The sequence below is a fragment of the Sphingomonas sp. SORGH_AS_0950 genome, from assembly GCF_030818415.1.
GTDB lineage: Bacteria > Pseudomonadota > Alphaproteobacteria > Sphingomonadales > Sphingomonadaceae > Sphingomonas.
Genome location: NZ_JAUTAE010000001.1, coordinates 3,462,719 through 3,489,449 on the forward strand (window position 1 = coordinate 3,462,719; position 26,731 = coordinate 3,489,449).

A 26,731-nucleotide genomic window follows, 5' to 3' on the forward strand; every position below is an offset into this window, starting at 1 on the left:
TCCATCCTCCCCATCGTAGATGGGGAGGGGGACCGCCGCGAAGCGGTGGTGGAGGGGCGAGGGGCTTGCCCCTCCACCAGCCTGCGGCTGGTCCCCCTCCCCAAGCGTAGCTTGGGGAGGAATGAAGAAGACCCCACGCAAACAACAAGGATCGCGTGATGCATATCGTCGTACTGATGGGCGGCTGGTCGGCGGAGCGGCCGGTGTCGCTGATGTCGGGGGCGGGCGTCGCCGATGCGCTGGAGCGGAACGGCCACCGCGTCACCCGGATCGACATGGGCCGCGATGTTGCGGCGAAACTGGTCGAGGCCAAGCCCGACCTCGTCTTCAACGCGCTCCACGGCTCGCCCGGTGAGGACGGCACGGTGCAGGGGATGCTCGACCTGATGGGCATTCCGTACACCCATTCGGGGCTCGCCACCTCGGTCATCGCGATCGACAAGGTGCTGACCAAGCAGGCGCTGGTCCCGCACGGCATCCCCATGCCCGGCGGCCGGATCGTGAAGTCGCAGGAGCTGTTCGCGGGCGATCCCCTGCCGCGGCCCTATGTGCTGAAGCCGGTCAATGAAGGCTCGTCGGTCGGCGTCGCGATCGTCACCGACACCAGCAACCATGGCAACCCGATCGCGCGCGATGCGGCGGGCCCCTGGGCCGAGTTCGAGGAGTTGCTGGCCGAGCCCTATATCCGGGGCCGCGAGCTGACCACCGCCGTTCTGGGCGGCCGCGCGCTGGGCGTGACCGAGCTGAAGCCGAAGAATGGCTGGTACGATTTCGACGCCAAATATACCGACGGCCTGACCGAGCATGTCTGCCCCGCGCAGATTCCGGACGAGATCGCGGAGGCGTGCAAGTCGCTGGCGCTGGAGGCCCACCGCATCCTGGGCTGTCGCGGGGCCTCGCGCTCCGACTTCCGCTGGGACGATGAACGCGGCGTCGACGGGCTGTTCCTGCTGGAGGTCAACACCCAGCCGGGCATGACCCCGCTCAGCCTGGTGCCCGAACAGGGCCGCCATGTCGGCATGGATTACGACGCGGTGGTCCAGGCGATCGTCGATGAGGCGGTCCACTGGTACAAGGACCAGGCGGGATGAGCCGGACGATCAAGCGCGGCACCTCGCCCCGCCGCCCGGCGCCGCGCCGTCGCCAGCCGGTCAAGCGCGCGACGCTTTCCGAACGGTTGCTGGCGAAGCTGCCGGTCAGCGAGGAGACGGTCAAGAAGGCCGTGACCTGGACGATCCTGGGCGGTGCGGGCGCGGCGGCGCTGGCGCTGGCGACCTGGGTCGGGGTGCCCGGCATGATCGGCACCGCCATCGCCGAACAGGCGGGCCATGCGGGGTTCCGCGTCCAGCAGATCGAGGTCACGGGCCTGAAGCGGATGGACCGGATGACGGTCTATGCCGTCGCGCTCGACCAGCAGAGCCGGGCGATGCCGCTCGTCAATCTGGAGGATGTCCGCGCCAAGCTGCTCCGTTACGGCTGGATCAAGGACGCGCATGTCTCGCGCCGTCTGCCCGACACGCTGCTCGTCGATATCGAGGAGCGGAGCCCGGCGGCGGTGTGGCAGGACAATGGCCAGTTGACCCTGATCGACGCGGGCGGCGTGCTGCTGGAGCCGGTGCGGCCCGAGGCGATGCCCGACCTGCCGCTGATCATCGGGCCGGGCGCGAATTTGCAGGAGCCGGGCTATCAGGCGCTGCTGTCCGCCGCGCCCGCGCTGAAGCCGCGCGTGAAGGCGGCGACCTGGATCGGCAATCGCCGCTGGGACCTGACCTTCGACAGTGGCGAGACGCTGGCCTTGCCCGAGGACGGCGCACCGGCCGCGCTGATGAAGTTCGCGGCGATGGACGGATCGCGGCCGCTGCTGGGGCGCGGCTGGTTGCGGTTCGACATGCGCGACCCTGCAAAGCTGGTTGCGCGCAGGCCCGGTTTGAATCAGAATCACGCTTTGGCCGATCCGGCGAAGGCCGGAGGCATGGCGGGCGACGTCGGACCGGGGAACGGCGCGGATGCGGCGGCGGTCGACGGGACATCACAGGGGTAACAGGGGCATGGCGAAGATCGCACCCGAGGGACTGATTACCGCACTGGACATCGGATCGTCCAAGGTGTCCGCCCTGATCGCGCGGAAAGGCGATGGCGGCGAGCTGATCGTGCTGGGCACCGGCCAGCGCGAGAGCCGGGGCGTCAAGCGCGGCTATATCGCCGATATGGGCGCGACCGAGGCGGCGGTGCGCGAGGCGGTCGAACAGGCCGAACGCATTGCGGGCCTGAATATCGAGAATGTCTGGGTCGGCTTCTCGGCCGGGGGGCTGGTGTCCGACGTGGCCGAGGTCGAGTTCGAGTTGGGCGGCCATCAGGTCGAACAGGGCGATATCGACGCGCTGCTGGCGGCCGGGCGCAACTCGATCGATCCGCAGGGGCGGATGGTGTTGCACGCGCAGCCCGCGCTCTACACGCTCGACGGACTGACCGGGGTGAAGAAGCCGCTGGGTCTGCATGCCGACCGGCTGGGCGTGCATATCCATGTCGTCGCCGCCGACGGGTCGCCGGTGCGCAACCTCGACCTGTGCGTCCGCTCGGCGCATCTGGAGGTGAAGTCGATCATCGCCGCGCCGGTCGCGACGGGGCTGGCCTGTCTGTCCGACGAGGAGCGCGAGCTGGGCGTCGCGCTGGTCGAGATGGGGGCGGGGATCACCAATGTCTCGCTGTTCGCCGGGGGCATGCTGGTCGGGCTGTGTTCGCTGCCGATGGGGGCGGCGGATATCACCGACGACGTGGCGTCCGCCTTCGGGACGCGGCGGCAGATGGCCGAGCGGATGAAGTGCTTCCATGGCTCGGCCAATGCGTCCCCGCGCGACAATCACGACATGATCCAGGTCACGCCGATTTCCGCCGAGGATGGCGGCGACACGATGCAGATCACCAAGGCGCAGCTGATCGGCGTGATCCGCCAGCGGCTGGAGCATCAGATGGGCGAGATCCGCAAGGCGCTCCAGCATCTGAAGTTCGAGGGGCCGGTGGGGCGCCAGGTCGTGCTGACCGGCGGCGGCGCGGAGCTGAAGGGTATTGCCGACTATGCGCAGCAGGCGCTGGGCCGCTCGGTCCGCATCGGCCGGCCGCGCGGGCTGGCCGGTCTGCCCGATGCGCATGGTGGACCCGCTTTCGCGACGCTCGCGGGTCTGGCTTTCTATGCCGCGACCGATCCGATCGACCTGCGCAGCATCGCTCCGGTCAACCAGACGGTCCACCGGCCGAGCGGCATGGGGCTGTTCCGGCGATTAATTCAGGCGGCAAAAGCCAATTATTAACGAAAAGCCTTCCAAACTGGACGGTTTTATGTTGGCACCGGGCAGTCCTCTGGTGCACTAACGATCAATCAGGGGCCCGGTCTTAGCGTATCGACCGGGAACGGCGGAGTAATATTGGGATGAGCATCGAATTCATCGCACCCGAGGTCGACGAACTGACGCCGCGCATCGCGGTGATCGGTGTCGGCGGTGCCGGCGGCAACGCGATCGCGAACATGATGCGCGCCGAGGTGCAGGGCGTGGATTTCCTCGTCGCCAACACCGACGCGCAGGCTTTGAAGCAGTCGATCGCGCCGCAGCGTATCCAGCTGGGCGCCAAGATCACGCAGGGCCTGGGCGCCGGTAGCCGTCCCGAGATCGGCCGCGCGGCCGCCGAAGAGACGATCGACGACCTGTCGAAGCTGCTCGAGGGCAGCCATATGTGCTTCATCGCGGCGGGCATGGGCGGCGGCACCGGCACGGGTGCGGCCCCGGTCATCGCCAAGGCGGCGCGCGACATGGGCATCCTGACCGTCGGCGTGGTGACCAAGCCCTTCGCCTTCGAGGGCAATCGTCGCGCCAAGTCGGCCGATGGCGGCATCGAGGAGCTGCAGAAGTACGTCGATACGCTGATCGTCATCCCCAACCAGAATCTGTTCCTGATCGCCAATGCCAACACAACCTTCAAGGAAGCGTTCGCGATGGCGGACGAGGTGTTGCAGCAGGGCGTGCGCGGCATCACCGACCTGATGGTCATGCCGGGCCTCATCAACCTCGACTTCGCCGACGTCCGCTCGGTGATGCAGGAGATGGGCAAGGCAATGATGGGCACCGGTGAGGCGACCGGCGACAATCGCGCGATCGAGGCGGCGCAGAAGGCGATCGCCAACCCGCTGCTCGACGGCGTGTCGATGCAGGGGGCCAAGGGTGTCATCATCTCGATCACCGGCGGCGACGACATGCGCCTGCTCGAGGTGGACGAGGCCGCGAACCATATCCGCGAGCTGGTCGATCCGGACGCGAACATCATCTGGGGCTCGGCCTTCAACCCCGAGCTGGAAGGCCGCATCCGCGTGTCGGTGGTCGCCACCGGCATCGACGCCGAGGTGAAGGTCGCGCCGTCGCCCAGCGAGTCGAACCGCAGCGGCTTCAGCATGGGCGGCATGGCGCGCAAGACCGACGACACGCCCAGCTATCGCCCCAGCGAGCCGGCCGCCCCGGCACCCGCTCCGCAGGCGAGCGTGACCCCGGCCGCGCCGGTCGAACCGCCCGTCGCCGCCACCCCGGCACCCGCCCCGGTGGCGCAGCCCGCCCCGGCGCCTGCCGCCGCGCCGACCACGGCCCCCAAGTCGACCGAGGAAGACGAACTGGTGCTGGGCGCGGACACGATGGTCCCGGCGCCGTCCGCAACGCCCGCCACGCCCGCGAGCCCGGCCGCTCCCGCGGCGGGTGGCGACGATGCCCGTCGCCGCTGGCTGGCCCCGGGCAGCGAAGCGGGCGAGGCTCCGGCCCAGCCCGCGCCGCGCGTGAAGCTGGGCGGCACGTTGTTCGAGCGCATGTCCAACGCCGCACGGGGTGCGCAGCGTGACGAGAATGCGCAGGGCGGCGACTCGTCGCTCGACATTCCGCGTTTCCTGCACCGGCAGAACAACCAGTAATCCCGTCCCGCAAGGGATGGACGAGAGGCCCGCGCGATCCGTTCGCGCGGGCCTTTTTCGTTGGGCGGCGGCTCCGCGACGCCGTTTCCGTCCCGTCATGCCGGTGAGGCTGGGGGCGTCCCGAACCCCGACCCCGCAGCGAAAGGCCGGGCCTTTGCCGGGGCGACGGCGCTGGGGTGTCCCTTGCCGAATGTTCGAGGTGTCACGCCTCGGCCCGATGCCGCAAAAGGCCCCAGCCTTGGCCGGGGCGGCGGTCGGTCGCCGCGCCTGTTGGTCGACGGCGTGGAGCGATCGGGCGCGTCGGGGGCGGGAAGGGCATTGCCGTGCACGGCAAAACGCGCTTTATGCGGATCGGTCCCATGACGTTCCCCTATCTTTCCCGCGCTTCGCTGGCGCTCGCCCTGATGCTCGCATCGGCCCCCGTTCCGCTTCTGGCGCAGGCCATGGTCCAGCCGCTTCCCGGCACGACCGATGCCGACCGGCTGGGCGATGTGATGCGCCGCGTCGCGCAGAACCCGCGCGACATCGACGCGCTGATCGAGGCGGGTGAGCTGTCGATCCGCCTCGACGATCTGTCGGGCGCGGCGTCGCTGTTCGCCCGCGCCGAAAAGGTCGATGCGCGCGATCCCCGGATCAAGGCGGGGATGGGATCGATCCTGGTCCGGTCCGAACGACCGGGCGAGGCGCTGCGCTATTTCGCGCAGGCCGAGGCGGCGGGACTGGCCCCGGCGAAGTTCGCCGCCGATCGCGGTCTGGCCTATGATCTGGTCGGCGATCAGGTGCGGGCGCAGCGCGATTATCGGCTGGCGCTGGCGAGCGAGCCGAATGACGAGATCGTCCGCCGCTATGCGTTGTCGCTGGGCATTTCGGGCCAGCGCGAGCGGGCGTTGCAGGAACTCGATCCGCTGCTCCGCAAGACCGACCGCGCGGCGTGGCGCGCCCGCGCCTTCATCCTGGCGATGGCGGGCGACCTGCCCGAAGCGACGCGCATCGCGGGCACGATGATGCCCGCCCAGCTGGCGCAGGGGCTGCAACCCTTTTTCCAGCGCCTGCCGACGCTGCCCGCCACCGACCGCGCCTTCGCCGTCCATTTCGGCGAGACGCGCGCCACGCCCGAGCGGCTGGCGGACGCCCGGCTGGCCCCCAGCCTGCCGGTGCTGACCCCGGATGCGCCCGTCGCGCTGGCCTCCACGACGGTGGCGACGCCCGCACCGGTGCAGCAGGCGACCACCCGCGACGAGCGCCGCCGTGGCGGTCGCGGTTCGTCGCGCCGCGATCCCGGCGTCGCGACGGCGGCGCTTCCCGCTCCGGTCCGGACCGCGTCGACCGCGATGATCCAGCCCTTGCCCGACACGAACCGCGTCGTGGCCGCCGCCTCGCCGATGCGCCCGGTCCAGCCGCAGCCGGGCTTCACCTCCGCGCTGCCGACCGCGCCCGCCGCGCGCCCGGCGGAACCGGCCGCCGCGCCCACGGCTCCCGTCGCGCTGGCCGCCGCCGAGCCCGCACGGCCGATGATCCAGCCCTTGCCCGCGCCCGCCACGGCGCCGGTCGCCCCAGCACCGGTCACCACGCCGCCGGTCCAGATGGTCCAGGCGGTTCCGACCACGCCCGAGCCGACGCCCGCCGCTCCGCCGGTCCAGCTCGCCAAGGCCGAGACCAGCCCCATGGTCCAGCCGATACCGGTCGAAACCAGCGAACCGACGCCTCCGTCGCGCCCGGCCCGCACGGCGTCGCGTCGTCCCTCGCTCGCCGCCTCGCACGCCTTGCGCGAGGATTCGGTGCTGGCACGGATCGTCGCCAATCTCTCCATCCCCGCCTCCGAACTGGGGGTCGAAGGGCCCGAGCGTCCGGCGGTGGTTGCCGCCAACACGCCGGTATCGGGCGGGGCACAGCGCGTCCTGGCGGAAGCCCGCGCCAAGGCCGATCGCGATCACCAGGCGCGCGAAAGGGCGAGCGAGGCCGCCGAGCCCGCCGCGAAGGAAAGCAAGACGCCGACCGCCGCCGAGCGCAAGGCCGCCGCGGCCAAGGCGGCCGCCGAGAAGAAGGCGCTTGCCGCCAAAAAGGCCGAGGCGGAGAAGAAGGCGGCCGAAGCCAAGGAAGCCGCCGAGGAAAAGAAGCGCGCCAGGGCCAATCCCGAGCGCATCTGGGTCCAGGTCGCAGGCGGCGCGAACGAGGACGATCTGCCCAAGGCCTGGGCCGCGACCAAGGCGAAGGCCCCCGAGCTGTTCGCCGCGCGCAAGGGCTACAAGACCCCGCTGCGCGCGACTCATCGGGTCCTGACCGGCCCGTTCAAGACCGAGGCGGAGGCGCGCGCCTTCGTCAACCAGCTCGCCAAGAAGGGGGTTTCGGCCTTCCCCGTGACCAGCGATGCAGGGCAGGCGGTGACGCGGCTCGACGCGAAGTGAGCCGCTTTGCCCCCTGGGCCTCTTATCCCGACCGGAGCCGGGGCCGGCGCCATGACGAGGCCAAGGGGCTGGAGCGCGGCCCGCGCGACGCGTTCCAGCGCGACCGCGACCGGATCATCCATTCGATCAGCTTCCGGCGGCTGCGGCACAAGACGCAGGTGTTCATGGCGCCCGATGGTGACCATTTTCGCGTCCGCCTGACCCATAGCCTGGAAGTGGCGCAGATCGGGCGGACGATCGCGCGGACGCTGGGGCTGAACGAGGATCTGACCGAGGCGCTGTGCCTGGCGCATGACATCGGCCACCCGCCCTTCGGCCATGCGGGCGAGGATGCGCTGAAGGCGGCGCTGGCCGATCATGGCGGGTTCGACCATAACGGCCACACGCTGCGCACCCTGACCGCGATCGAGCGGCCCTATCCCCGCTGGGACGGGCTGAACCTCAGCTGGGAGACGCTGGAGGGGCTGGCCAAGCATAACGGCCCGGTCCGCCATCCCGGCTGGGCGCTGCGGGAGGCGGATGCGGGCTTTCCGCTCGACCTAGACAGCCATGCCTCGCTGGAGGCGCAGGTCGCGGCGCTGGCGGACGATATCGCCTATGACAATCACGATATCGACGACGGCTTGCGCGCGGGGCTGTTGACCCTGGACCAGCTGCTGAGCGTGCCGCTGGTCGCGCGCGGATGGGACGTGGCGCGGGCGCAATTCCCCGATGTCGCACCCAAGAGGCTGGCGAGCGAGCTGATCCGCTCGCAGATCGGGGTGATGGTCAACGACCTCGTCGCCGAGACGCGGACGCGCATCGCCGATAGCGGGGTGGGGGACGTCGCCGATGTCCGCGCGGCGGGCCGGGCGCTGGTCGGCTTCTCGGACGCGATGCGGGCCGAGGAGCGCGACCTGAAGCGGTTCATGTACGCCAACCTCTACCACCACCCGCGCCAGCTGGCGGCAGCGGATGCGGCGCACGGCATCGTGCAGGGCCTGTTCGCCGCCTATCGCGCCGACCCCGCGCAACTGCCCGAGGAATGGCGCGAGCGTTTGCCCGAGGATGAACCGGCGCGGAGTCGGCATATCGCCGACTTCATCGCGGGGATGACCGATCGCTATGCGGTGCGGTGCTATCGCGAGGAGATCGGCGCGATCGACCTGCCGGACGGCTTCTGACCGGAAGGCGGTGTTTGGGATTGGCGGCAATCGAGGCCCGACAAGCGCTATCGTGCCGTCATGCGACAGCGCTCGACCAGTTGGTTGCGATCTCGAAGACCTGCACATGGTCCGGCCGCCGAAGCGAGCCGTGCGGAACCGCCGCCATTCCGGTCCGATCACGATCTCTATCGGTGGCGACTATGGATTCGCATCGCCTTCCCCTTGACCCTTCTCAGCTATGGCGGACTGTGTGATTTGGGACTGCCCCTGGTCTACGCTCCATTGGCCGTGGTCCCGGCGATCCTCGTCTACCTCGTGATGAAGCTGCACGCATGGCGCGATCGCCGGGCGGGGCGACGGTTCAGCCACTATGACGTGCGCGACTTTCCCCGATAAGGGTCGCACCAGCTCAATGTGATCTAAGTAACTGAATTTGCATGGAACGCGCCGGGGTTCGGTCCTGTTCTTGACCGGTTGGACAGGAGATCGATCATGGCACAGAAGGGCGCAGGCGGTAATCCCGGAGCGGTTACGGCCAAAGGCGGAGACGGCGCGCGTGGCAGCTTGGGGACCGGGCGAGGCGGTGGCACGGGCACCGGCGCGAAGAAGACCGCCTCCGGAAAATCGGACAAGGAGGGCGGGCATTCGGGACAGAAGATCAGCGGTGCGTGAACACGCCTGTCGGTCGCCCCGAATAGGAAACGGCCCGCTCCTCCCACCGGAAGAACGGGCCGTTTCTCTCAAGCCGTAAGGCGGAGATCAGCGAGCGCTGGTCTCGACGCCTGCGCCCAGTGCGCCACGAGCTTCGTCGGTCGTGAAGGCGACCTGGGTGGTGCCGGTCGTGCCGGTCACGCGGTGGCCCTTCACCACGAAGCGGAACGGCTCGCCGCCCGGATAGCGACGGCCCTGGATCACCGGATTGCCGTTTTCGGTCGACCGGGTATAGACATAGGTCTGGCCTTCATGAACGAAGCGCTGCTCGCCCTCGGCGGCGATCGCGCCGACGGTGGGGATGGCGGCGACGGCCGCGGCCAGGATCAGAATGGTCTTGCGCATGATCGAAACTCCCGCTTTTTGCGTTGAGCCGGATCAGGTCCTCTCGCGCTGTAACTTTCGTATACCGAGTTATTGCGGCGCAGCATGGACGGCAACTGCAAAGGGCTGGGGCATGGATGCACTGCGCGCAATCGCTCGCCCGGCCCGCCCGCCAAGCATGATTTGAAGCGCGCGCCCGATTTCGCTAGAGCGCAACGCTTTCCTATCCCCGATCGGACGATGCGATGACCCTCTACACCCGCTTTGCCGCGCATATCGATGCGGCGCTGGACACGCTGGTTGCCGCCGGCACGTTGCCCGGCGGGCTGGATCGCCGCAACGTCACGGTCGAGCCGCCGCGCGACGCGTCGCATGGCGACCTCGCCACCAACGCCGCGATGGTGCTGGCCAAGCCCGCCGGGACCAACCCGCGCGCGCTGGCCGAGGCGCTGGCCGCCGAGCTGGGCAAGCTGGACGAGGTGGACAGCGTCGCGGTCGCCGGGCCGGGCTTCCTCAACATGCGGCTGACCGACGCCGCCTGGCGTGACGAGCTGGCGGCGATCCCGCAGGCGGGGGGCGATTATGGTCGCTCGGCGCGCGGGAGCGGCGTGACGGTCAATATCGAATATGTCTCGGCCAACCCGACCGGCCCGATGCATATGGGCCATTGCCGGGGCGCGGTGGTGGGCGATGCGCTCGCCACGCTGCTCGAATTTGCGGGCCACAAGGTCACCCGCGAATATTATGTCAACGATGCGGGCGGCCAGGTCGACGTGCTCGCCCGCTCGGCGCATCTGCGCTACCGCGAGGCGCTGGGCGCGACGATCGAGATTCCCGAGGGGCTCTATCCGGGCGAGTATCTGAAGCCCGTGGGCGAGGCGCTGGCCGCCGAGTTCGGCGATGCCTATGTCGACGCGCCCGAGGGCGAATGGCTGATCCTGTTCCGCACCCGCGCGGTGGCGGCGATGATGGCGATGATCCGCGAGGATCTGGCGCTGCTCGGCATCCATCACGACCTGTTCTCCTCCGAGGCCGAGCTGCAGGCGGCGGGCAAGCCCGAGGCGGCTGAGGCCGAGCTGCGCGCGCGCGGCCTGGTCTATGACGGCGTGCTGGAAGCGCCCAAGGGCGAGACGCCCGAGGATTGGGAGCCGGTCGAGCTGCCGCTGTTCCGCTCCAGCCAGTTCGGCGACGATCAGGATCGCCCGATCAAGAAGTCGAACGGCGCCTGGACCTATTTCGGCGCCGACCTGGCCTATCACTATCAGAAGGCGCAGTCCGCCGATCAGCTGATCGACATCTGGGGCGCCGACCATGCGGGCACCGTCAAGCGGATCGTCGCGGCGGTCGAGGCGCTGACCGGTGGCAAGACCAAGTTCGACGTCAAGCTGGTCCAGATGGTCCGCCTGCTGCGCGGTGGCGAGCCGGTGAAGATGTCGAAGCGCGCGGGCAATTTCGTCACGCTGGCCGATGTCGTGCGCGAGGTCGGCAAGGACGTGGTCCGCTTCACCATGCTGACCCGCCGCGCCGATGCGCAGATGGACTTCGACTTTGCCAAGGTGGTCGAGGCGTCGAAGGACAATCCCGTCTTCTACGTCCAATACGCCCATGCCCGCATCGCCTCGCTGAAGCGCCGCGCGGCCGAGGCGGGGATCGAGGGGGGCACCGCCGACCTGTCGCTGCTCGATACCGAGGATCTGGCGCTGGTGAAGCTGGCCGCGCAATTCCCGCGCATCGTCGAGACGGCGGCGGCGGCGCGCGAGCCGCATCGCATCGCCTTCTATCTCTATGATCTGGCGGCGGCCTTCCATGCCGCGTGGAACGTCGGCAACGACCGGGTCGATCGCCGCTTCCTGATCGCGGAGAATCCCGATGTCACGCGCGCGCGGCTTTTCCTGAGCGAAGGGATCGGGCAGATTATCCGCAACGGCTTGGCGCTGATGGGCGTCGAGGCCGTGTCGGAGATGAAGTGATGGCGAACGAGATGGACCTGCGCGGCTATGACCAACAGGAGGACGATCGTCTTCCCTGGCTGGAAACCGTCGAGGCGGACGAGCCCGAGGGCGTCGGCATCGGCAAGGTCGTGGCGCTGGTCATCCTGGGCCTCGCCATTCTCGCCTTTATCGGCTTCGCGCTGTACAAGTGGCAGGCGCACACCGCCGCCGCCGATGGCGACGGCGCGATCATTGCCGCGCCCGAGGGCGACTATAAGGTGCGTCCGGCCGATCCGGGCGGGCTGAAGGTCAAGGGCGAGGGCAATACCGCGATCGCCACCAGCGCGGGCAAGCCCGGCGGCACCGGCGCGATCGATCTGCGCGCCGTGCCCGAGGCGCCGATGAACGGCACCCGCGTCGTCCAGAAGCCCACCGAGCCCAATGGCGGCCGCAACGCCGTGGCGCAGGTGCCCGAATCGGGCGGCAAGCTGGTCGCGCCCGCGCCCGTGGCGGCGGCGCGTCCCGCCCCCGCTGCCGCGATCGGCAGCGGGTCGATGGTCCAGCTGGGCGCCTATCCCAGCGAATCCTCGGCCAATGCCGCATGGGACCGCTTCTCCAAGCGCTTCTCCTATGTCGGCGCGCTGGGCAAGGTGGTCCAGCCGGTCGCCTCGAACGGCAAGACCCTCTACCGCCTGCGGGTGAATGCCGGGTCGGCCAACCAGGCCGCCGATATCTGCGGTCGCCTGCGCGTGGCGGGCGAGAGCTGCTTCGTCGCCAGCTGATCGATCACGCCCCTTTCCCGCCCATGCGGGAAAGGGGCCGGAGTGTGCGTTCATGATCCCCGTCATTTTCGGCCTGTCGGGCCCGGTGCTGACCCCCGACGAGCGGGCATTCTTCGCCGCGGTCGAACCGGCGGGCTATATCCTGTTCAAGCGCAACATCGTCGACCGGGCGCAAGTCCGTGCGCTGACCGACAGCTTGCGCGACTTGGCGGGGCGCGACGATCTGGCGATCCTGATCGACCAGGAAGGCGGCCGGGTCGCGCGCATGGGGCCGCCCGAATGGCCTGCTTTCCCCGCCGGGCCGGTCTTTGCGCGACTGTACGAGACCGCGCCGATGTCGGCGATCCAGGCGATGCGCGCCAATGGCCAGGCGCTGGGCCTGATGCTGCGCGAGGTGGGGATCAGCGTCGACTGCGCGCCGCTGCTCGACGTTGTGCAGCCGGATACGACCGAGGCGATTGCCTGCCGCGCTTATGGTGCCGAGCCGATGCAGGTCGCGGCGCTGGGCCGCGCGATGCTGGAGGGGCTGGCGGCGGCGGGCGTCGTCGGCGTAATCAAGCATATGCCCGGCCATGGCCGCGCGCTGGTCGACTCGCATCACCTCCTGCCCACCGTCACCGCGAGCAAGGCCGAGCTGGCGGTCGATCTCGAACCCTTCCGCACGCTGGCCGCCGCACCGATGGGCATGACCAGCCATATCGTGTTCGAGGCCTGGGACGCCGAGCGCCCCGCGACGCTGTCGCCGACCGTGATCGAGCGGATCATCCGGGGGCGGATCGGGTTCGACGGGCTGCTGATGACCGACGATATCGACATGAAGGCGCTGAGCGGTACGGCGGGCGAGAAGGCGGCAGGCGCGCTGGCGGCGGGATGCGACCTGGTGCTCGATTGCTGGGCGCGGATGGACGAGATGGTCGAGATTGCGGGGCGGGTGCCCGCCATCACCGATGTGGCCCGCGCCCGGCTCGACCGCGCGATGGCGAGTGTCGGTCCGGGGGAGGGCGACTTCGCCGAACTGATCGCCCGCCGCGACGCACTGTTGGCGCTGGCGGAATAGGAGCCACCCCATTCCTCCCCATCGAAGATGGGGAGGGGGACCGCGCCCGCAGGGTGTGGTGGAGGGGGGGCGGTGTCAGCCGCCGTCTGCGACGGCGCCCCTCCACCATCGCTACGCGATGGTCCCCCTCCCCAAGCAAGCTTGGGGAGGACTGAAATGGCACTCGGCAGGTTTCCTCATTCCTCCCCAAGCTATGCTTGGGGAGGGGGACCGCCGCGAAGCGGTGGTGGAGGGGCACGGGCGCGCACTTCACCTGGGAGGGATGCTCGTCCCCCCTTCCGCTTCGGAAAGATAAACCCCGCCCGTCTCGCCATGGCTTCGCATCGCCGCTAAGCTGGCGCATGATGACGGGGGAACAGCTGACGCTTGATCTGGACGGGTGGGAAGGGCCGCTTGACCTGTTGCTGTCGCTGGCGCGTTCGCAAAAGGTCGATCTGCGGCAGATTTCGATCCTGGCGCTGGTCGAGCAATATCTGCGTTTCATCGACCGGGCGGGGCGGATGCAGTTGGAACTGGCCGCCGATTATCTCGTGATGGCGGCGTGGCTCGCCTATCTCAAATCCTCGCTGCTGCTGCCCCGCCAGCCCGAGGAGGAGCCGGACCCCGAGGATCTGGCGCTGCGGCTGCAACTCCGGCTGGAGCGGCTGGCGGCGATGCGCGAGGTGGGGGCGCGGCTGATGGCGCGCGACCGGCTGGGCCGCGACGTCTTCGCGCGCGGCGCGCCCGAGGGGCTGGCGGTGCAGCGCAAGGCGCAGTGGCAGGCCGGGCTCTATGACCTGATCGCCGCCTATGGCCGGATCAACGCGCGCACCCGCCCGGTCATGCATGTCGTCGCCGACCGGCAGGTGATGACGCTGGAGGCGGCGCTGGACCGCGTGTCGATGCTGGTCGGCAGCCGGATCGACTGGTCGGCGATCGAGACGTTCCTGCCCGACGGCAGCGAGCGGCTGCGGCGTTCGGCGCTGGCGTCCAGCTTCCTCGCGGTCCTGGAACTGGCGCGGCAGGGCAAGGTCGAGCTGCGCCAGGCCGCGCCCTTCGCGCCGCTTCTGGTACGCCAGCCGCGATGAGCGCCATCGACCCGACCGTGCGCGCGGTGGAAGCCGTGCTGTTCGCCTCGCCCGAGCCGATGAGCGTGGATTCGATCCGCGCCCATGTCGGCGTGACGAAGGGGGCGGCCGACATCCGCGCCGCGCTGGACACGCTGGAGGCGCATTATGCCGGGCGCGGGATCGCGCTGGTCCGGCGCGGCGACCGCTGGCATTTCCAGACCGCGCCCGATCTCGCGCATCTGCTGCGCCGCGACCGCGAGGAAATGCGCCGCCTGTCGCGCGCGGGCATCGAGACGCTGGCGATCATCGCCTATCACGAACCCGTCAGCCGCGCCGAGATCGAGGCGATCCGCGGCGTCGCCATTTCCAAGGGCACGCTGGACGTGCTGATGGAGGCGGGCTGGGTGCGGCCCGCGGGGCGGCGCGAGGTGCCGGGGCGGCCGCTGATCTATGCGACGACGCCCGCCTTTCTCCAGCATTTCGGGCTGACCAGCCGGCGCGATCTGCCCGGCCTGGAGGATCTGCGCGCGGCCGGGCTGCTCGATCCCGTCGATCTGGCGCTGGAGCGGCTGGAGGATGAGGAGGAGGCCGCATCCGATACGTCGCCAGAGGGCGATTGAGCTTTTCTTTGCGTCACGCCCACGTCACAATGAGGCGGCACGGCTCCTTGCTCCCCGTTCGGGGCTTTGCACGCATCGCTGAACCATTGCCGCTGGCGATGCCAAGGCCTAGATAGACCATGAATTCCCAGGAGACGTGCCATGGGCAGCTTTAGCCCGATTCACCTTCTCGTCCTCGCGATCGTCGCCATCCTTCTGCTCGGCGGCGGCCGCTTTTCCAACCTGATGGGCGATGTCGCCAAGGGTGTGAAGAACTTCAAGAAGGGCATGGCCGAAGAGGACGAAAAGCCCGCCAAGCCGTCCGCCCGGATCGAGGCGCAGAAGTCGGCCGAGCCCGCCTTCGACCGTGATGGCGAGCGCGTGCGCGACGATCGCTGATCGCGTCCGCCAGCTGATACCGGACGTCCATGTTCAATATCGACTCCAGCGAGTTCCTGCTCGTCGCCATCGTCGCGCTGGTCGTGATCGGTCCCAAGGATCTGCCCAAGGCGATGCGCGTCGTCGGCTATTGGGTCGGCAAGGCGCGCGGCGTCTCGCGCCAGTTCCGGCAGGGCTTCGACAATATGGTCCGCGAGGCCGAGCTGGAGGAAATGGAAAAGCGCTGGGCGGCGGAGAATGAGCGGATCATGCGCGAGCATGCCGCCGAGGTGCCGCCGGTCGTCGATCCCGCGCCCGATCACACGACGCCGGACCACGCCGCGCCCGATCACACGGCGCCGGATCACGCCGCGCCCGTCCCCTCCTTGCCCGACGCTCATGCGCCCGCGCACGAGGATCACAGCGACCGGCCGGTGATGGTCGAGAAGCCCGTCGTCGCCCCCGCGCCCGGCGATCCCTCCGCGCATCCGGCCCCGCGCCCCAATGAAGGGGCGGCGTCGTGACCGACCATGACGAGATCGACGCCAGCCGCGCCCCCCTGCTCGACCATCTGATCGAGCTTCGTCGTCGGCTGCTCTACTGCATCGTCGCGATCGCGCTGGGCTTCGGCGTGTCGATGTATTTCTCGGAGTCGATCTTCGGCTTCCTCGCCAAGCCGCTGCTGGCGGCCGGGCAGGGCAAGCTGGTCTATACCGAGATTTTCGAGGCGTTTTTCGTCCAGGTGAAGGTCGCCTTCTTCGCCGCGATGATGATCGCCTTTCCGGTGATCGCCAACCAGCTGTGGCAGTTCGTCGCGCCGGGCCTGTACCGCAAGGAAAAGCGCGCGCTGCTGCCTTTCCTGCTGGCGACGCCGGTGCTGTTCCTGATGGGCGCGGCGATGGCCTATTATATCGCCATCCCGATGGCGCTCCACTTCCTGCTGGGCTTTGACGGGGTCGTCGGCGGCGTGCGGCGCGAGGCCTTGCCCGCCATCGGCAATTACCTGTCCTTCATCATGCAGTTCCTGTTCGCCTTCGGCCTGGCGTTCCTGTTGCCGGTGCTGCTGATGCTGCTGGAGCGGGCGGGGATCGTGACGCGCAAGCAACTGATCGGGGCTCGGCGCTATGCGATCGTCGCGGCGACCGCGATCGCGGCGGTGCTGACCCCGCCCGACCTGATGTCGCAGGTGCTGCTCGCGGTGCCGCTCATCATCCTCTACGAACTGGCGATCATCGGCATCTGGTTCACCGAACGGAGCCGGGCCAGACAGGCGCCCGAAGAGGAAGCCGACGCGGCGGCGTGATGTCGGTGTGGATGGTTCTGGAAAGGCCTCGGTGAGAGCCGGGGCCTTTTTCTTTGGTGCTCGCTTGGCCTTCGACTTCGCTCAGGCTGAACGGAGCGAGGGAAGGGCTCCAAGGCCCCAAACGCCGTTCAGCCTGAGCGAAGTCGAAGGCCACGGACTGAACCCCAACAAAAAAGGCCCGGCGAAACCGCCAGGGCCTTTCCTGTCTTCAGCCGGGTGAAGGGCTTACTTGGCGTCGTCCGCCGTCTTGGCGACGGTGTTGCCCGCCGAGCTCACGTCGCGACCCACGCCCTCGACGGTGTTGCATGCGCTGACCAGCAACGCACCGGCGACGATTGCCAGACCCATGAGCTTACGCATTCTCAGTCTCCTTTGTGAAATCCTTGCGCGTCCAATGCGTCAACACGGCATTCGTTCCGGCCCTGTCACGGGTGGCGACACGGGCGGTGAAGCGGCGGAATCTTGGGCTGCAGAAAAGATTAAGGCCTGGAAGCGTCACCGGGGGGGGAGGGTGGACGCTTCCAGGCCTATGGCTTGGATAGCGAGAGCGGGGGGGCATAAGTTCGCTATCCGAAGAGCAGAACCCTCTGCCGGGGCAAGGGTTCCCGGCTTTTTCGCAGTTGCGAATCTTTTTCGCCGATTTTTCAGTCGCGCCCGACGATCGCGATGGAAATCTCATAGGCTCCGGTCAGCGGATCATGGTGCAACGGCGCACGAAGCTGTCGCGCCAGTCCCTCCATCACCCGGCCATAGCGCTTGCCGATCAGGTGCCGCAGCTCGTCGGTCTCGACCAGTGCGCGCGATACGACGCGGACGACCGCGCGGCCTTCCTGCTCGGCGGGCTTGACCGCGACACGGATCTGCGCGGCGGGGTCGCAATTCATCGCCAGCTCGATCGTCTCGGTAACGAGGAAGGCCACCGCGACCGCCACGTCCTGGTTGACCAGAAGCGGCGCGACGTCGAGCGAGATGCCGATCCCGGCGGCGTTCTCCGGCGCGGTGGCGCGGATGTTCGCCGCCAGCTCGCCGATCATCGTGCGCAGGTTCAGCCCGCGATTTTCCTCCAGCTCGGCGAAGTGATGGCGATGCACCACCGCCAGCGCATCGACGCGCCGCTGGATCGAGGAATAGGCGGCCATCGCCTCCGGCCCCGTCGCACCGCGCGCGTGGAAGTTGATCAGGCTGGAGATGACCTGGAGGTTGTTCTTCACCCGGTGATGGACTTCGCGGGTCAGCTTGGTCTGGCGGACCAGCCCTTCGGCCAGTCCGGCCTCGTGGGTGGCGACCGTCTGGGTGATCGCCTCGAACGTATCGGCCAGGTCGCGGATCTCCTGCGCGGGCGCGGCCTCCACCTGCGAGATGTCGAGCGTCTCGCCCGGCTGATAGGCGGCGACGATCCCGCGCAATTGGCGCAGGGGGCGGATGAGCAGGCGGTCGACGATGAACCAGCCCAGCACGACGGCGGCCAGCCACATCAGCAGCGGCAGCGCGAGCGCCACGATCAGCGAGGAGGTGATCGGCGCGCTGGGGGCCGAGGTCCGCAGCACCAGGCCGCCAATGCCCAGCTCGGTCCGGATCGACTTCATCCGCGCGAGCGCGCCCCGGCCGGGCAGGCTGGCCAGCGGCAGGGATTCGCCGTCGAGCTCGATCACCGATGCGACCGCGCTGGTGTGATTGCTCTGGTCGATCAGCGTGCGCAGGAAGGGCAGGGGGAAGAAGGCGCGCGCCTGGGTCCGGCCGTCCTGATGCACGACCGACAGGACCAGGCCCTGTCCGGCCAGGATATCGGCGCCGATCGGAGATCCGTCGGCCAGCACCGGCAATGCGGCGGGCAGCGGGTCGCCGCACAGCGTCTTGCCCGTCCGGTCCGTGATGACGAAGCGAGCGCCGGTCATCGACTGTTGCGCGAACACGCCCTGGGCGCGGGCGCAGCTGGGCGTGTCGAGCGGGTCCTGGCCCAGCGCACGGACCGCCACGCGTAGCGCGGTCATGTCGCCGACCAGTTCGGTGGCGATGGCGCGCGCATCCTCGTTCGCGGCGATGCGCAGGCGGCCGCTCGCCTCGCTGTCGGCCAGCCGGGTCGTCTGCAACGTGGCAAAGACCGCGATGGCCGCCAGAATCAGCAGCGTGCTGCCCAGCACCAGAACGAGCTTCGCGCCCGTGGTCAGACGCGGTGCCGGGACCGGGGGGCATTCGACGGGGTCAGCCGGGGCGGGAATGATGGGGGCGTTGGCCATGCGGCCGGATCGTCAGTCCAGCTTGCTGAGAAGGTCAAGCATCTCGTCAGGAATCTTTTCGTCGACGGTCTTCTGATATGCCTGGCGCAGGGCCGAGCCGGCATCCTTCTCGCCACCGTTTTCGGGCGTCGAGGAAGGCGTCTTCTTGGTCTTGTTGCCCAAACTCAAAATATCCCCCTGCACGACCCACTAGCGGGGCAACCGACGCAATGGCGACCCAATCGCGCCGCCGGTCGGCGTTACGCCAGAGCCATAGTTGATGTGGCGATGAAACCAAATTCGATCTTGTTGGTTCCCGATGCGATACGAAAAAACCGGACGGACGTCCATGCGGCGCGTCGATCGGGGATTTCGGAGAAAACGGCATTGAAAACACGCGCGGCGGCCAGCACATCAGGCTTTCGCGAATACCTCAGGGAGTGATCATTACCCATGTCGCTTGGACAGCAGCTTGCGCCCCATCTTCCCTTCCTGCGGCGCTATGGCCGGGCCCTGACCGGCAGCCAGATGCACGGCGACAAATATGTCCGCGCCACGCTGGAGGCGATCGTCGCGGCCCCCGACCAGTTTCCGCGCGACGTCGATCCGCGCCTGGGCCTCTACCGCATGTTCCAGGGCATCTGGTCGTCGGCCAATTACGACGAGTTGGACAATGACGGCGTCGATGCCGACGGCAATGAGGGCGTGGCGCGCGCCCGGCTGGCGCGGATGACCCCGCTGTCGCGTCAGGCGCTGCTGCTGACCGCGATGGAGGGCTTCACGCCCGAGGATGCAGCCTATCTGATCGATGTCGAGCCGAGCGAGGTCGAGAATCTCGTGTCCGAGGCGCTGGCCGAGATCGAGAAGCAGACCCGCGCCCGCGTCCTCATCATCGAGGACGAGCCGATCATCGCGATGGATATCGAGACGATCGTCCGCGACCTGGGGCATGAGGTGACCGGCGTCGCCGTGACCCGCGACGAGGCGGTGGCATTGGCGATGGAAGACCGGCCCGGCTTGGTGCTGGCCGACATCCAGCTGGCCGACGACAGCTCGGGCATCGACGCGGTCAAGGATATCCTGGCCGAGTTCGAGGTGCCGGTGATCTTCATCACCGCCTTCCCCGAGCGTCTGCTGACCGGCGAGCGGCCCGAGCCGACCTTCCTCATCACCAAGCCGTTCCAGCGGTCGACGGTGAAGGCGGCGATCAGCCAGGCGCTGTTCTTCGACCAGAGCACCGTTCCGGCCGAATAAGGCCGTCGGGACGAAAGATCATCGGTTACGGACCCAAAACGGTCGACAGGCGTTGAGGTGGACATGGCTGATCCCGAACATCCCATCCATGTCTCCAAGGAAGACGCACGGGCAGGATCGACCCCGCATGTGACGCGGTACATCCTGCCCATATCGCTGGTGCTGGTCATCGCGATCTTTGCCTGGCTGGTGCTCCGCTGATCGCGATACGGCCTTCGGGCGGGTCCATTATGGCTTTGGACCGGCTGGCAATTTTGGGCCCGCAACCCTATATTTCGAAACGGTCGCGCATGCGGCCGCTTCCGACGATCGGATTTTCATGACGCAGCCACTGATGCAGGACGATATCGAGGTCGACGCCCCCGTCGAGCACGTCGCCCTGCCCGATTCCGAGTTCAAGACCGAGCTGGCGCGCGTGATTCCCCATCTTCGCGCATTCGGGCGCTCTCTGTCGGGCAGCCGCGACCTGGCCGACGATCTGGTGCAGGAAACGCTGCTCAAGGCCTGGGCGGCGCGCAAGCGGTTCCAGGCGGGCACCAATATGCGGGCCTGGACCTTCATCATCCTGCGCAACCTCTATCTCTCGCAGATGCGCCGCGCGCGCTTCAAGGGCGAGTGGGACGATCTGGTCGCCGACCGCATCCTTGCTGCCCCCGCCAGCCAGGACCGCCATGTCGAGCTGGGCGATATGCAGCGTGCGCTGATGCACCTGCCGCAGCCGCAGCGCGAGGCGCTGATCCTCGTCGGCGCGGGTGGCTTCGCCTATGAGGAAGCGGCGGAAATCTGCAACGTCGCGGTCGGCACGATCAAGAGCCGGGTCGCACGGGGGCGCGTCGCGCTGGAGGCGATCCTGAGCGAAGGCGCATTGCCATCGCGTCGTCTGCACGAAACCGACAGCAGCAAGACCGCGCTCGACAGCATCATGGGCGACGTCGACCAGCTGAGCGGCGGTCGCTAAGCCGACCCGACGAATTTTTCCCGGCCGCTCTGCCCGATGGGGTGGGGCGGCCGTTTTCGTGACATGGGGCCGGGCCGACATGGCATAACGGCCCGAGCGTCGCGGCCGGATCAATGGTGCTGCGCGGGCTCGTCCAGTCGCGCGAGCAGGCGGACCCAATGGTCGGGCAGGCGCAGCGGATCGGAAAAGGCGGCGCGCAGCGCGCAGCCAATATCGTCCACCCGCCGGGGGGCGGGGACGATATGGATAGGTCCGGTCCATGCTTCTGTGCTCGTCATGCCATCATAACCGATGAAGGCTTGACAGGTTGCAAAAATTGTGAAGCTGCTTCGTTAACCTCGGGGAAAGCCTTTTGCGGTGCGCGCGCAAGAGGGTAGAAGTGGCGGCATGAATGTCCCCGCCTGTCCGCAACTGCCCGATGCCCTCGACCGGGCGCGGCGTCATTCCCCCTTTCTGGCGATGCTGCTCGACCGCGAGCCGGAAATCGCAGGCATGGCGAGCGAAGGGCGGCTGGCCGATCTGCCGATGCTCGACCCCACGCTGCCGGTCGGCACCGCGCTGCGGCGGCGGCGGCGCGCGCTGGCGCTGACCGTCGCGCTGGGGGATCTGGCGGGGGTCTATGACCTGACCGAAGTGACCTGCCGGCTGACCGACTTTGCCGACGAGGCGCTGTCTCATGCGATCCGCGCGGCGATCCTGGAGCGGACGCCGGATGCCGAGCCGGTCGGCTTCGCCGCCATCGCGCTGGGGAAGCAGGGTAGCCGCGAGCTGAACTATTCCTCCGATATCGACCCCATCCTGATCTTCGATCCCGCCACATTGCCCCGTCGCCCGCGTGAGGAACCCGAAGAGGCGGCGGTGCGGATCGGCAAGCGGGTGGTCGAACTGCTCCAGGCGCGCGACGGCGATGGCTATGTGCTGCGCGTCGATTTGCGGCTGCGGCCCTCGCCCGAGGCGACGCCGATCGCGATTCCCGTCGAGGGGGCGATCGCCTATTATGAAAGCCAGGCGCTGACCTGGGAGCGCGCGGCGTTCATCCGTGCGCGCGCGGCGGCGGGGGACATGGCGCTGGGCCAGCGTTTCCTCGACGCGATCCGGCCCTTCGTCTGGCGCCGCGCGCTCGATTTCGGCGCGGTGGGCGAGATTCGCGACCTGACCCGGCGAATCCGCGATCACCATGCGCAGGGGCAGGCGCTGGGCCCCGGCTATGACCTGAAGCGCGGGCGCGGCGGGATTCGCGAGATCGAGTTCTTCGCGCAGATCCACCAGTTGATCCATGGTGGCCGCGACCCGTCGCTGCGCGCGCCCGCCACCCGCGACGCGCTGGCGCGGCTGGCCGAGGCGGGGCGGATCGATCCGGGCGAGGCGGCGGCGCTGTCCGACGCCTATGTCCTGCTGCGCACGATCGAGCACCGGGTGCAGATGATCGACGACCGCCAGACTCACCAGTTGCCCAAAAGCGAGGCGCTCGACCGGGTGGCGCATCTGCACGGGCTGGCGGACGGTGCGGCGCTGGTCGCGACGCTGGCCCCGGTCACCGCGCGGGTGGGGCAATGCTATGATGCGCTGGACGCCGACGAGCGGCCGCGGCTGCCGCACGACCCGGTGCTGCTGAGCGAACGGCTGGTCGCGGCGGGCCTGCGCGATATCGAGGCGGCGGCGCGGCGGATCGCGGCCTGGCGTGGGGGCGACTATCCCGCGCTGCGCAGCCCGGCGGCGCGCGAGGCGCTCGACGCGGTGCTGCCCACCCTGGTCGAGGCGCTGGGCGAGGCGCCCGATCCGGATGCCGCGCTGCTCAAGCTCGATTCGCTGTTCGAGCGGATGACGAGCGCGATCAACATCTTCCGCCTGTTGGAGGCGCGGCCGGGGCTCGCCAGCCTGACCGTCGCGATCCTCAGCCATGCCGCGCCGCTGGCGACCGAACTGGCGCGGCGACCGGCCTTGCTGGACGGGCTGATCGACGCTTCCGCCTTCGAGCCGCTGCCCGCGATCGCGGTCCTCGAACGCGCGATGCGGGGCGGCGAGGCGGGGCAGGATTATCAGGACCGGCTGGACCATGTCCGCCGCGTCGTCGGGGAGCTTCGGTTCGCGCTGGGGGCGCAGATCGTGGCGGGGCGCGCCGATCCGTTGGAGGTGGCGGGCGGCTATGCCCGCGTCGCCGAGGCGGCGGTCGGGGTGCTGGCGCAGGCGACGGTGGACGCATTCGTCGCGGCGCATGGCCGGGTGCCGGACAGCGAGCTGGTGATATTGGCGCTGGGCCGGATGGGCGGGGCGGCGCTGACCCATGCCTCGGACCTCGACCTCGTCTATCTGTTCACCGGCGATTTCGCGGCCGAGTCCGACGGACCCAAGCCGCTGGGCGCGACGCTCTATTACAACCGGCTGGCGCAGCGGGTGACGGCGGCCCTGTCGGTGCCGACCCAGGCGGGGCCGCTCTATCCGGTCGACACCCGGCTGCGCCCCTCGGGAACGCAGGGGCCGCTGGTCGTCTCGGTCGACAGTTTCGCGCGTTACCAGAGCGAGGATGCCTGGACCTGGGAGCATATGGCGCTGACCCGCGCGCGGCCGATCTTCGGATCGGCAGCGGCGCGCGCGCATGTCGCGGCGATCGTCGCCGATGTGCTGGGCGGCCGCCGCCCGCCGCGCGATGTGCAGGCCGAGGCGGGCGAGATGCGCCGCGAGATGGCGCGGCATAAGCCGCCGCAGGGGCCTTTCGACGTGAAGCTGTTGCCCGGTGGCCTGGTCGATCTGGAGTTCGCGGTGCATCGTACCCAGCTGGCCGAGCGGACCGGCTTCGCCCCCGATCTTGCGCAGGCGATCGCGGCGCTGGTCGGGCAGGGGCTGATGCCGCCCGCCATGGCGCAGGCGCATGACGTACTGACCCGCGCGCTGGTCGCCTTCCGCCTGCTGGTCCCCGATGGGCAGGAGCCGCCCGTCGCCACCCGCCCGCTGATCGCGCGCGCCATGGGGCTGCCCGATTGGGCGGCGGTGGTTGCCACGCTGGAGGCGACGCGGCAGGAGGTGCTCCACGTCTGGCAAGGAGAATGAAGCGATGGACAAGGGCGATCCGATTCCGGCGGTCACGGTGACCACGGCCGAGGGACAGCCGCTGGCGCTGGGCGAGGTGGCGGGGCCGCTGGTCGTCTATTTCTATCCCAAGGACGATACGAGCGGCTGCACCCGCGAGGCGCAGGACTTCACCGCGCTGGCCGAGGCATTCCGGTCGGCGGGCGTGCGGGTGATCGGCATCTCCAAGGACAGCCCCGCCAAGCACCAGAAATTTGCGGCGAAATATGAGCTGACCGTCGAACTCGCCAGCGACGAGGACGGCACCGCGTGCGAGGCGTTCGGCGTGTGGGGCGAGAAGAAGCTGTACGGCAAGACCTATATGGGGATCGAGCGCGCGACCTTCCTGTTCGATCGCGTGGGGCGGCTGGCGACCAGCTGGCGCAAGGTGAAGGTGCCGGGACATGCCGAGGCCGTGCTGGAGGCGGCGCGCGCGCTTTGACCATGACCAGCCTGGCCGAGGCGTGCGCGGCGGTGCTGCGCGAGAGCGACCCGCTGACCAAAGTGCGGCTGGCCCGTGCGTCGGCGCGCGCGTGGCGGCGCGGCGATCTGGCGCATCGGTTCGACGCGGCGATGCCCGACGCGCCGGGGCGGCCCGCGCGTCCCGAATTGCTGCCGCCCAACCGCATGCCCAAACGCGGGCGCGGCGGATCGGAAAAGGGGCGGATCGCGCTGCTCCATGCGCTGGCGCATATCGAGTTCGCGGCGATCGACCTGGCCTTCGATGCGGCGGGCCGGTTCGGCGCGCAGTTTCCGCGCAGCTTCGCCGACAACTGGATCTCGGTCGGCGCGGACGAGGCGATGCACTTTGCGGTGCTGTATCGGCGGCTGCGGGCGCTGGGCTCGGGTTATGGCGAACTGCCCGCTCATGCCGGATTGTGGGAGGCGGCCGAGGAAACCGCGCATGACGCGATGGCGCGGCTGGCGGTGGTGCCACTGGTGCTGGAGGCGCGGGGGCTGGACGTCACGCCCGAGACGGTCGCGCGGGTTCGCGCCGGGGGCGACGAGGTGTCCGCGCGCATCCTCCAGCGTATCTATACCGACGAGATCCGGCATGTCGGATTCGGCGCCAAATGGTTCGGCTATCTCGCCGCGAACCATGACATCGCGCCCGCCGAGCATTGGCGGATGCTGGTCCGCCGCCACTTTCGCGGCGTCGTTAAGCCACCGTTCAACGACTCGGCGCGCGCCGCTGCCGGTCTGACGCGCGACTTCTATGCGCCCCTTGCGGACGAGGAACCTTCGACGGCACAAGCTGACCGTCTGTAACGCGGTGGGGCTGCGAAACAGCATTGGATGGACGAAAGCCGGGCGATCCCGACAATGGGTGCGCTCGGCCGGAAAATTGCCGGGGTTCGATGAAGCAGCGTCATACGTGGGGTAAATCGATTGCGGCACTCGTCGGAATCCTGACTGTCACCCTTTCCGGCCAGGGCGCCATCGCCGCCACCGGCCGTGCCCCCGCCACCCACAGCCCCGCAGGCCATGCCGCTCCCGCCAAGGCGGTCGGCGGCGAGTATATCCCCGCCAACAGCGCCGAAGCCTCCGCCGACCTGCGCACCGACCAGCAGTTCCGGACCCTGTTCCAGACCTGGAAGAAGATGGACTCGGTCCAGAAGGGCGTGATCGCCATTCCGTCGGTCCAGCCGGTCGAACAGCTCAAGTTCACCAGCAATTTCGGCATCCGTTCCGACCCGTTCCGTGGCACCGCCGCGATGCATGCCGGGGTCGACATTCCCGGCCCGGTCGGCACCCCCATTTATGCCACCGCCGACGGCATCGTCGACCATGCCGGTTGGCAGGGCGGCTATGGCAATTTGGTCGAGATCAACCATGGCAAGGGTATCGCCACCCGCTATGGCCATTTGTCGAAGATCCTGGTCGCCGACGGCGCGCGCGTGACCCGCGGCCAGCTGATCGCGCTGATGGGCTCGACCGGCCGCTCGACCGGCCCGCACCTCCATTATGAAGTCCGCATGGACGGTCATGCGGTCAACCCGGTGCCCTTCCTGACCACCGGCGACTATCTGATGGCGTCGCAGGATCATGCGATCCACCAGATCCCGGTGTCGACCGACGGTCCGGCCGCGCAGGATTGATCGATATTCCTCCCCTGCATGGGGAGGGGGACCATGCTCGGCATGGTGGAGGGGTGTCTCGCTGGCCGGGACACCCCTTCGTCAATCCTACGGATGGCCACCTCCCCTTGCTGGGGAGGAATAGTGCGATCGGGATTGTTCACCCGGCCCCCTGCGCCTATCTGATCCCCATGGCCACCCAGATTTCCGACATCGCGCTGACTCCGTCCGCCGCCGCCCGCGTCGCGGCGATCGCCGAGCGGCAGAACAAGCCCGCCATCCTGCGCCTCTCGGTCGAAGGGGGTGGCTGTTCGGGCTTCCAGTACAAGTTCGGGCTGGCCGACAGTCCCGCCGAGGACGACACGGTCGCCGAGACGAACGGCGTCCGGCTGGTCGTCGACAGTATCAGCCTGGACCTCGTGCGCGGGGCAGAGGTCGATTATGTCGAATCGCTGGGCGGCGCGGCGTTTCGCGTGACCAATCCCAACGCGGCCTCGGGCTGCGGCTGCGGCACCAGCTTCGCGGTCTGA

Annotated in this window: 27 protein-coding genes; 22 read left to right on the forward strand and 5 right to left on the reverse strand. The window is 68.8% G+C overall.

What is annotated here, in order from left to right:
* The first annotated feature begins 158 nt into the window (after nt 1-158).
* The 6 genes from QE385_RS15670 to QE385_RS15695 all read left to right on the forward strand — a co-directional run bounded on the left by QE385_RS15670 (nt 159) and on the right by QE385_RS15695 (nt 8,513).
* Nucleotides 159-1,091 carry a D-alanine--D-alanine ligase gene (locus QE385_RS15670; protein WP_307103397.1) on the forward strand — a complete coding sequence of 311 codons (933 nt, stop codon included), beginning with the start codon at nt 159-161 and terminating at the stop codon, nt 1,089-1,091.
* Nucleotides 1,088-2,041 carry a cell division protein FtsQ/DivIB gene (locus QE385_RS15675; protein WP_307103399.1) on the forward strand — a complete coding sequence of 318 codons (954 nt, stop codon included), beginning with the start codon at nt 1,088-1,090 and terminating at the stop codon, nt 2,039-2,041. Before QE385_RS15670 ends, QE385_RS15675 begins: the two co-directional genes overlap by 4 nt.
* Before the next feature lie 7 nt (nt 2,042-2,048).
* Nucleotides 2,049-3,308, forward strand: coding sequence for a cell division protein FtsA (gene ftsA, locus QE385_RS15680; protein ID WP_307103401.1), 1,260 nt, complete (start codon nt 2,049-2,051; stop codon nt 3,306-3,308).
* Between the two features lie 119 nt (nt 3,309-3,427).
* Nucleotides 3,428-4,945: a cell division protein FtsZ gene (ftsZ, locus tag QE385_RS15685; protein WP_307103403.1), complete on the forward strand. Its 1,518-nt coding sequence runs from the start codon at nt 3,428-3,430 to the stop codon at nt 4,943-4,945.
* Nucleotides 4,946-5,304: 359 nt separating this feature from the next.
* Nucleotides 5,305-7,350 carry an SPOR domain-containing protein gene (locus QE385_RS15690; protein ID WP_307103405.1) on the forward strand — a complete coding sequence of 682 codons (2,046 nt, stop codon included), beginning with the start codon at nt 5,305-5,307 and terminating at the stop codon, nt 7,348-7,350.
* Entirely contained in the window at nt 7,347-8,513 is a 1,167-nt protein-coding gene (locus QE385_RS15695; protein ID WP_307103407.1) for a deoxyguanosinetriphosphate triphosphohydrolase, read from the forward strand. Before QE385_RS15690 ends, QE385_RS15695 begins: the two co-directional genes overlap by 4 nt.
* A gap of 741 nt (nt 8,514-9,254) precedes the next feature.
* On the opposite strand, the gene QE385_RS15700 is transcribed toward QE385_RS15695, so the two are convergent.
* The gene (locus QE385_RS15700; RefSeq protein WP_307103408.1) at nt 9,255-9,551 is read right to left on the reverse strand and encodes a hypothetical protein; all 297 of its coding nucleotides are present in this window, start codon (nt 9,549-9,551) and stop codon (nt 9,255-9,257) included.
* A gap of 224 nt (nt 9,552-9,775) precedes the next feature.
* Between QE385_RS15700 and argS the strand changes: the two genes are divergently transcribed.
* The 8 genes from argS to tatC all read left to right on the forward strand — a co-directional run bounded on the left by argS (nt 9,776) and on the right by tatC (nt 16,629).
* Nucleotides 9,776-11,500, forward strand: coding sequence for an arginine--tRNA ligase (argS, locus tag QE385_RS15705; RefSeq protein WP_307103410.1), 1,725 nt, complete (start codon nt 9,776-9,778; stop codon nt 11,498-11,500).
* Nucleotides 11,500-12,243 (forward strand): SPOR domain-containing protein, encoded by a 744-nt coding sequence (locus tag QE385_RS15710; RefSeq protein WP_307103412.1) that lies wholly within the window; start codon nt 11,500-11,502, stop codon nt 12,241-12,243. Before argS ends, QE385_RS15710 begins: the two co-directional genes overlap by 1 nt.
* 52 nt (nt 12,244-12,295) lie before the next feature.
* Entirely contained in the window at nt 12,296-13,300 is a 1,005-nt protein-coding gene (locus QE385_RS15715; RefSeq protein ID WP_307103415.1) for a glycoside hydrolase family 3 N-terminal domain-containing protein, read from the forward strand.
* A gap of 341 nt (nt 13,301-13,641) precedes the next feature.
* A complete protein-coding gene (locus QE385_RS15720; RefSeq protein WP_307103417.1) occupies nt 13,642-14,367 on the forward strand; it encodes a ScpA family protein in 726 nt (241 codons plus the stop codon).
* On the forward strand, nt 14,364-14,969 hold the full coding sequence (scpB, locus tag QE385_RS15725) for an SMC-Scp complex subunit ScpB (protein WP_307103419.1): 606 nt from the start codon (nt 14,364-14,366) through the stop codon (nt 14,967-14,969). The genes QE385_RS15720 and scpB overlap by 4 nt, the downstream gene beginning before the upstream one ends.
* A gap of 141 nt (nt 14,970-15,110) precedes the next feature.
* Nucleotides 15,111-15,347: a Sec-independent protein translocase subunit TatA gene (locus tag QE385_RS15730; protein ID WP_007405493.1), complete on the forward strand. Its 237-nt coding sequence runs from the start codon at nt 15,111-15,113 to the stop codon at nt 15,345-15,347.
* Between the two features lie 29 nt (nt 15,348-15,376).
* Nucleotides 15,377-15,850 (forward strand): Sec-independent protein translocase protein TatB, encoded by a 474-nt coding sequence (tatB, locus tag QE385_RS15735; RefSeq protein WP_307103421.1) that lies wholly within the window; start codon nt 15,377-15,379, stop codon nt 15,848-15,850.
* Nucleotides 15,847-16,629, forward strand: a complete 783-nt coding sequence (gene tatC / locus QE385_RS15740) for a twin-arginine translocase subunit TatC (protein ID WP_307103423.1) — start codon at nt 15,847-15,849, stop codon at nt 16,627-16,629. The genes tatB and tatC overlap by 4 nt, the downstream gene beginning before the upstream one ends.
* 225 nt (nt 16,630-16,854) lie before the next feature.
* On the opposite strand, the gene QE385_RS15745 is transcribed toward tatC, so the two are convergent.
* The 3 genes from QE385_RS15745 to QE385_RS15755 all read right to left on the reverse strand — a co-directional run bounded on the left by QE385_RS15745 (nt 16,855) and on the right by QE385_RS15755 (nt 19,028).
* Nucleotides 16,855-16,989 (reverse strand): entericidin A/B family lipoprotein, encoded by a 135-nt coding sequence (locus QE385_RS15745; protein WP_007405456.1) that lies wholly within the window; start codon nt 16,987-16,989, stop codon nt 16,855-16,857.
* A 284-nt stretch (nt 16,990-17,273) separates the two neighbouring features.
* Nucleotides 17,274-18,866 (reverse strand): sensor histidine kinase, encoded by a 1,593-nt coding sequence (locus QE385_RS15750; RefSeq protein ID WP_307103426.1) that lies wholly within the window; start codon nt 18,864-18,866, stop codon nt 17,274-17,276.
* A gap of 12 nt (nt 18,867-18,878) precedes the next feature.
* Complete coding sequence (locus QE385_RS15755; protein ID WP_307103427.1) at nt 18,879-19,028, reverse strand: NepR family anti-sigma factor; 150 nt, start codon at nt 19,026-19,028, stop codon at nt 18,879-18,881.
* A 270-nt stretch (nt 19,029-19,298) separates the two neighbouring features.
* Between QE385_RS15755 and QE385_RS15760 the strand changes: the two genes are divergently transcribed.
* The 3 genes from QE385_RS15760 to QE385_RS15770 all read left to right on the forward strand — a co-directional run bounded on the left by QE385_RS15760 (nt 19,299) and on the right by QE385_RS15770 (nt 21,057).
* The gene (locus tag QE385_RS15760; protein ID WP_183951702.1) at nt 19,299-20,099 is read left to right on the forward strand and encodes a response regulator; all 801 of its coding nucleotides are present in this window, start codon (nt 19,299-19,301) and stop codon (nt 20,097-20,099) included.
* A 63-nt stretch (nt 20,100-20,162) separates the two neighbouring features.
* Complete coding sequence (locus QE385_RS15765; RefSeq protein WP_307103430.1) at nt 20,163-20,300, forward strand: hypothetical protein; 138 nt, start codon at nt 20,163-20,165, stop codon at nt 20,298-20,300.
* Nucleotides 20,301-20,418: 118 nt separating this feature from the next.
* Nucleotides 20,419-21,057, forward strand: a complete 639-nt coding sequence (locus QE385_RS15770; RefSeq protein WP_307103431.1) for a sigma-70 family RNA polymerase sigma factor — start codon at nt 20,419-20,421, stop codon at nt 21,055-21,057.
* Between the two features lie 110 nt (nt 21,058-21,167).
* On the opposite strand, the gene QE385_RS15775 is transcribed toward QE385_RS15770, so the two are convergent.
* Complete coding sequence (locus QE385_RS15775) at nt 21,168-21,335, reverse strand: hypothetical protein (protein ID WP_307103433.1); 168 nt, start codon at nt 21,333-21,335, stop codon at nt 21,168-21,170.
* Between the two features lie 109 nt (nt 21,336-21,444).
* Between QE385_RS15775 and QE385_RS15780 the strand changes: the two genes are divergently transcribed.
* From QE385_RS15780 to erpA, 5 genes are all read left to right on the forward strand, one after another.
* A complete protein-coding gene (locus QE385_RS15780; RefSeq protein WP_307104768.1) occupies nt 21,445-24,105 on the forward strand; it encodes a bifunctional [glutamine synthetase] adenylyltransferase/[glutamine synthetase]-adenylyl-L-tyrosine phosphorylase in 2,661 nt (886 codons plus the stop codon).
* A gap of 4 nt (nt 24,106-24,109) precedes the next feature.
* Nucleotides 24,110-24,565: a peroxiredoxin gene (locus tag QE385_RS15785; protein ID WP_307103435.1), complete on the forward strand. Its 456-nt coding sequence runs from the start codon at nt 24,110-24,112 to the stop codon at nt 24,563-24,565.
* Between the two features lie 2 nt (nt 24,566-24,567).
* Nucleotides 24,568-25,392: a ferritin-like domain-containing protein gene (locus QE385_RS15790; RefSeq protein ID WP_307103437.1), complete on the forward strand. Its 825-nt coding sequence runs from the start codon at nt 24,568-24,570 to the stop codon at nt 25,390-25,392.
* Nucleotides 25,393-25,481: 89 nt separating this feature from the next.
* A complete protein-coding gene (locus tag QE385_RS15795) occupies nt 25,482-26,222 on the forward strand; it encodes a M23 family metallopeptidase (RefSeq protein ID WP_307103438.1) in 741 nt (246 codons plus the stop codon).
* A gap of 170 nt (nt 26,223-26,392) precedes the next feature.
* Nucleotides 26,393-26,731, forward strand: a complete 339-nt coding sequence (gene erpA, locus QE385_RS15800; protein WP_307103440.1) for an iron-sulfur cluster insertion protein ErpA — start codon at nt 26,393-26,395, stop codon at nt 26,729-26,731.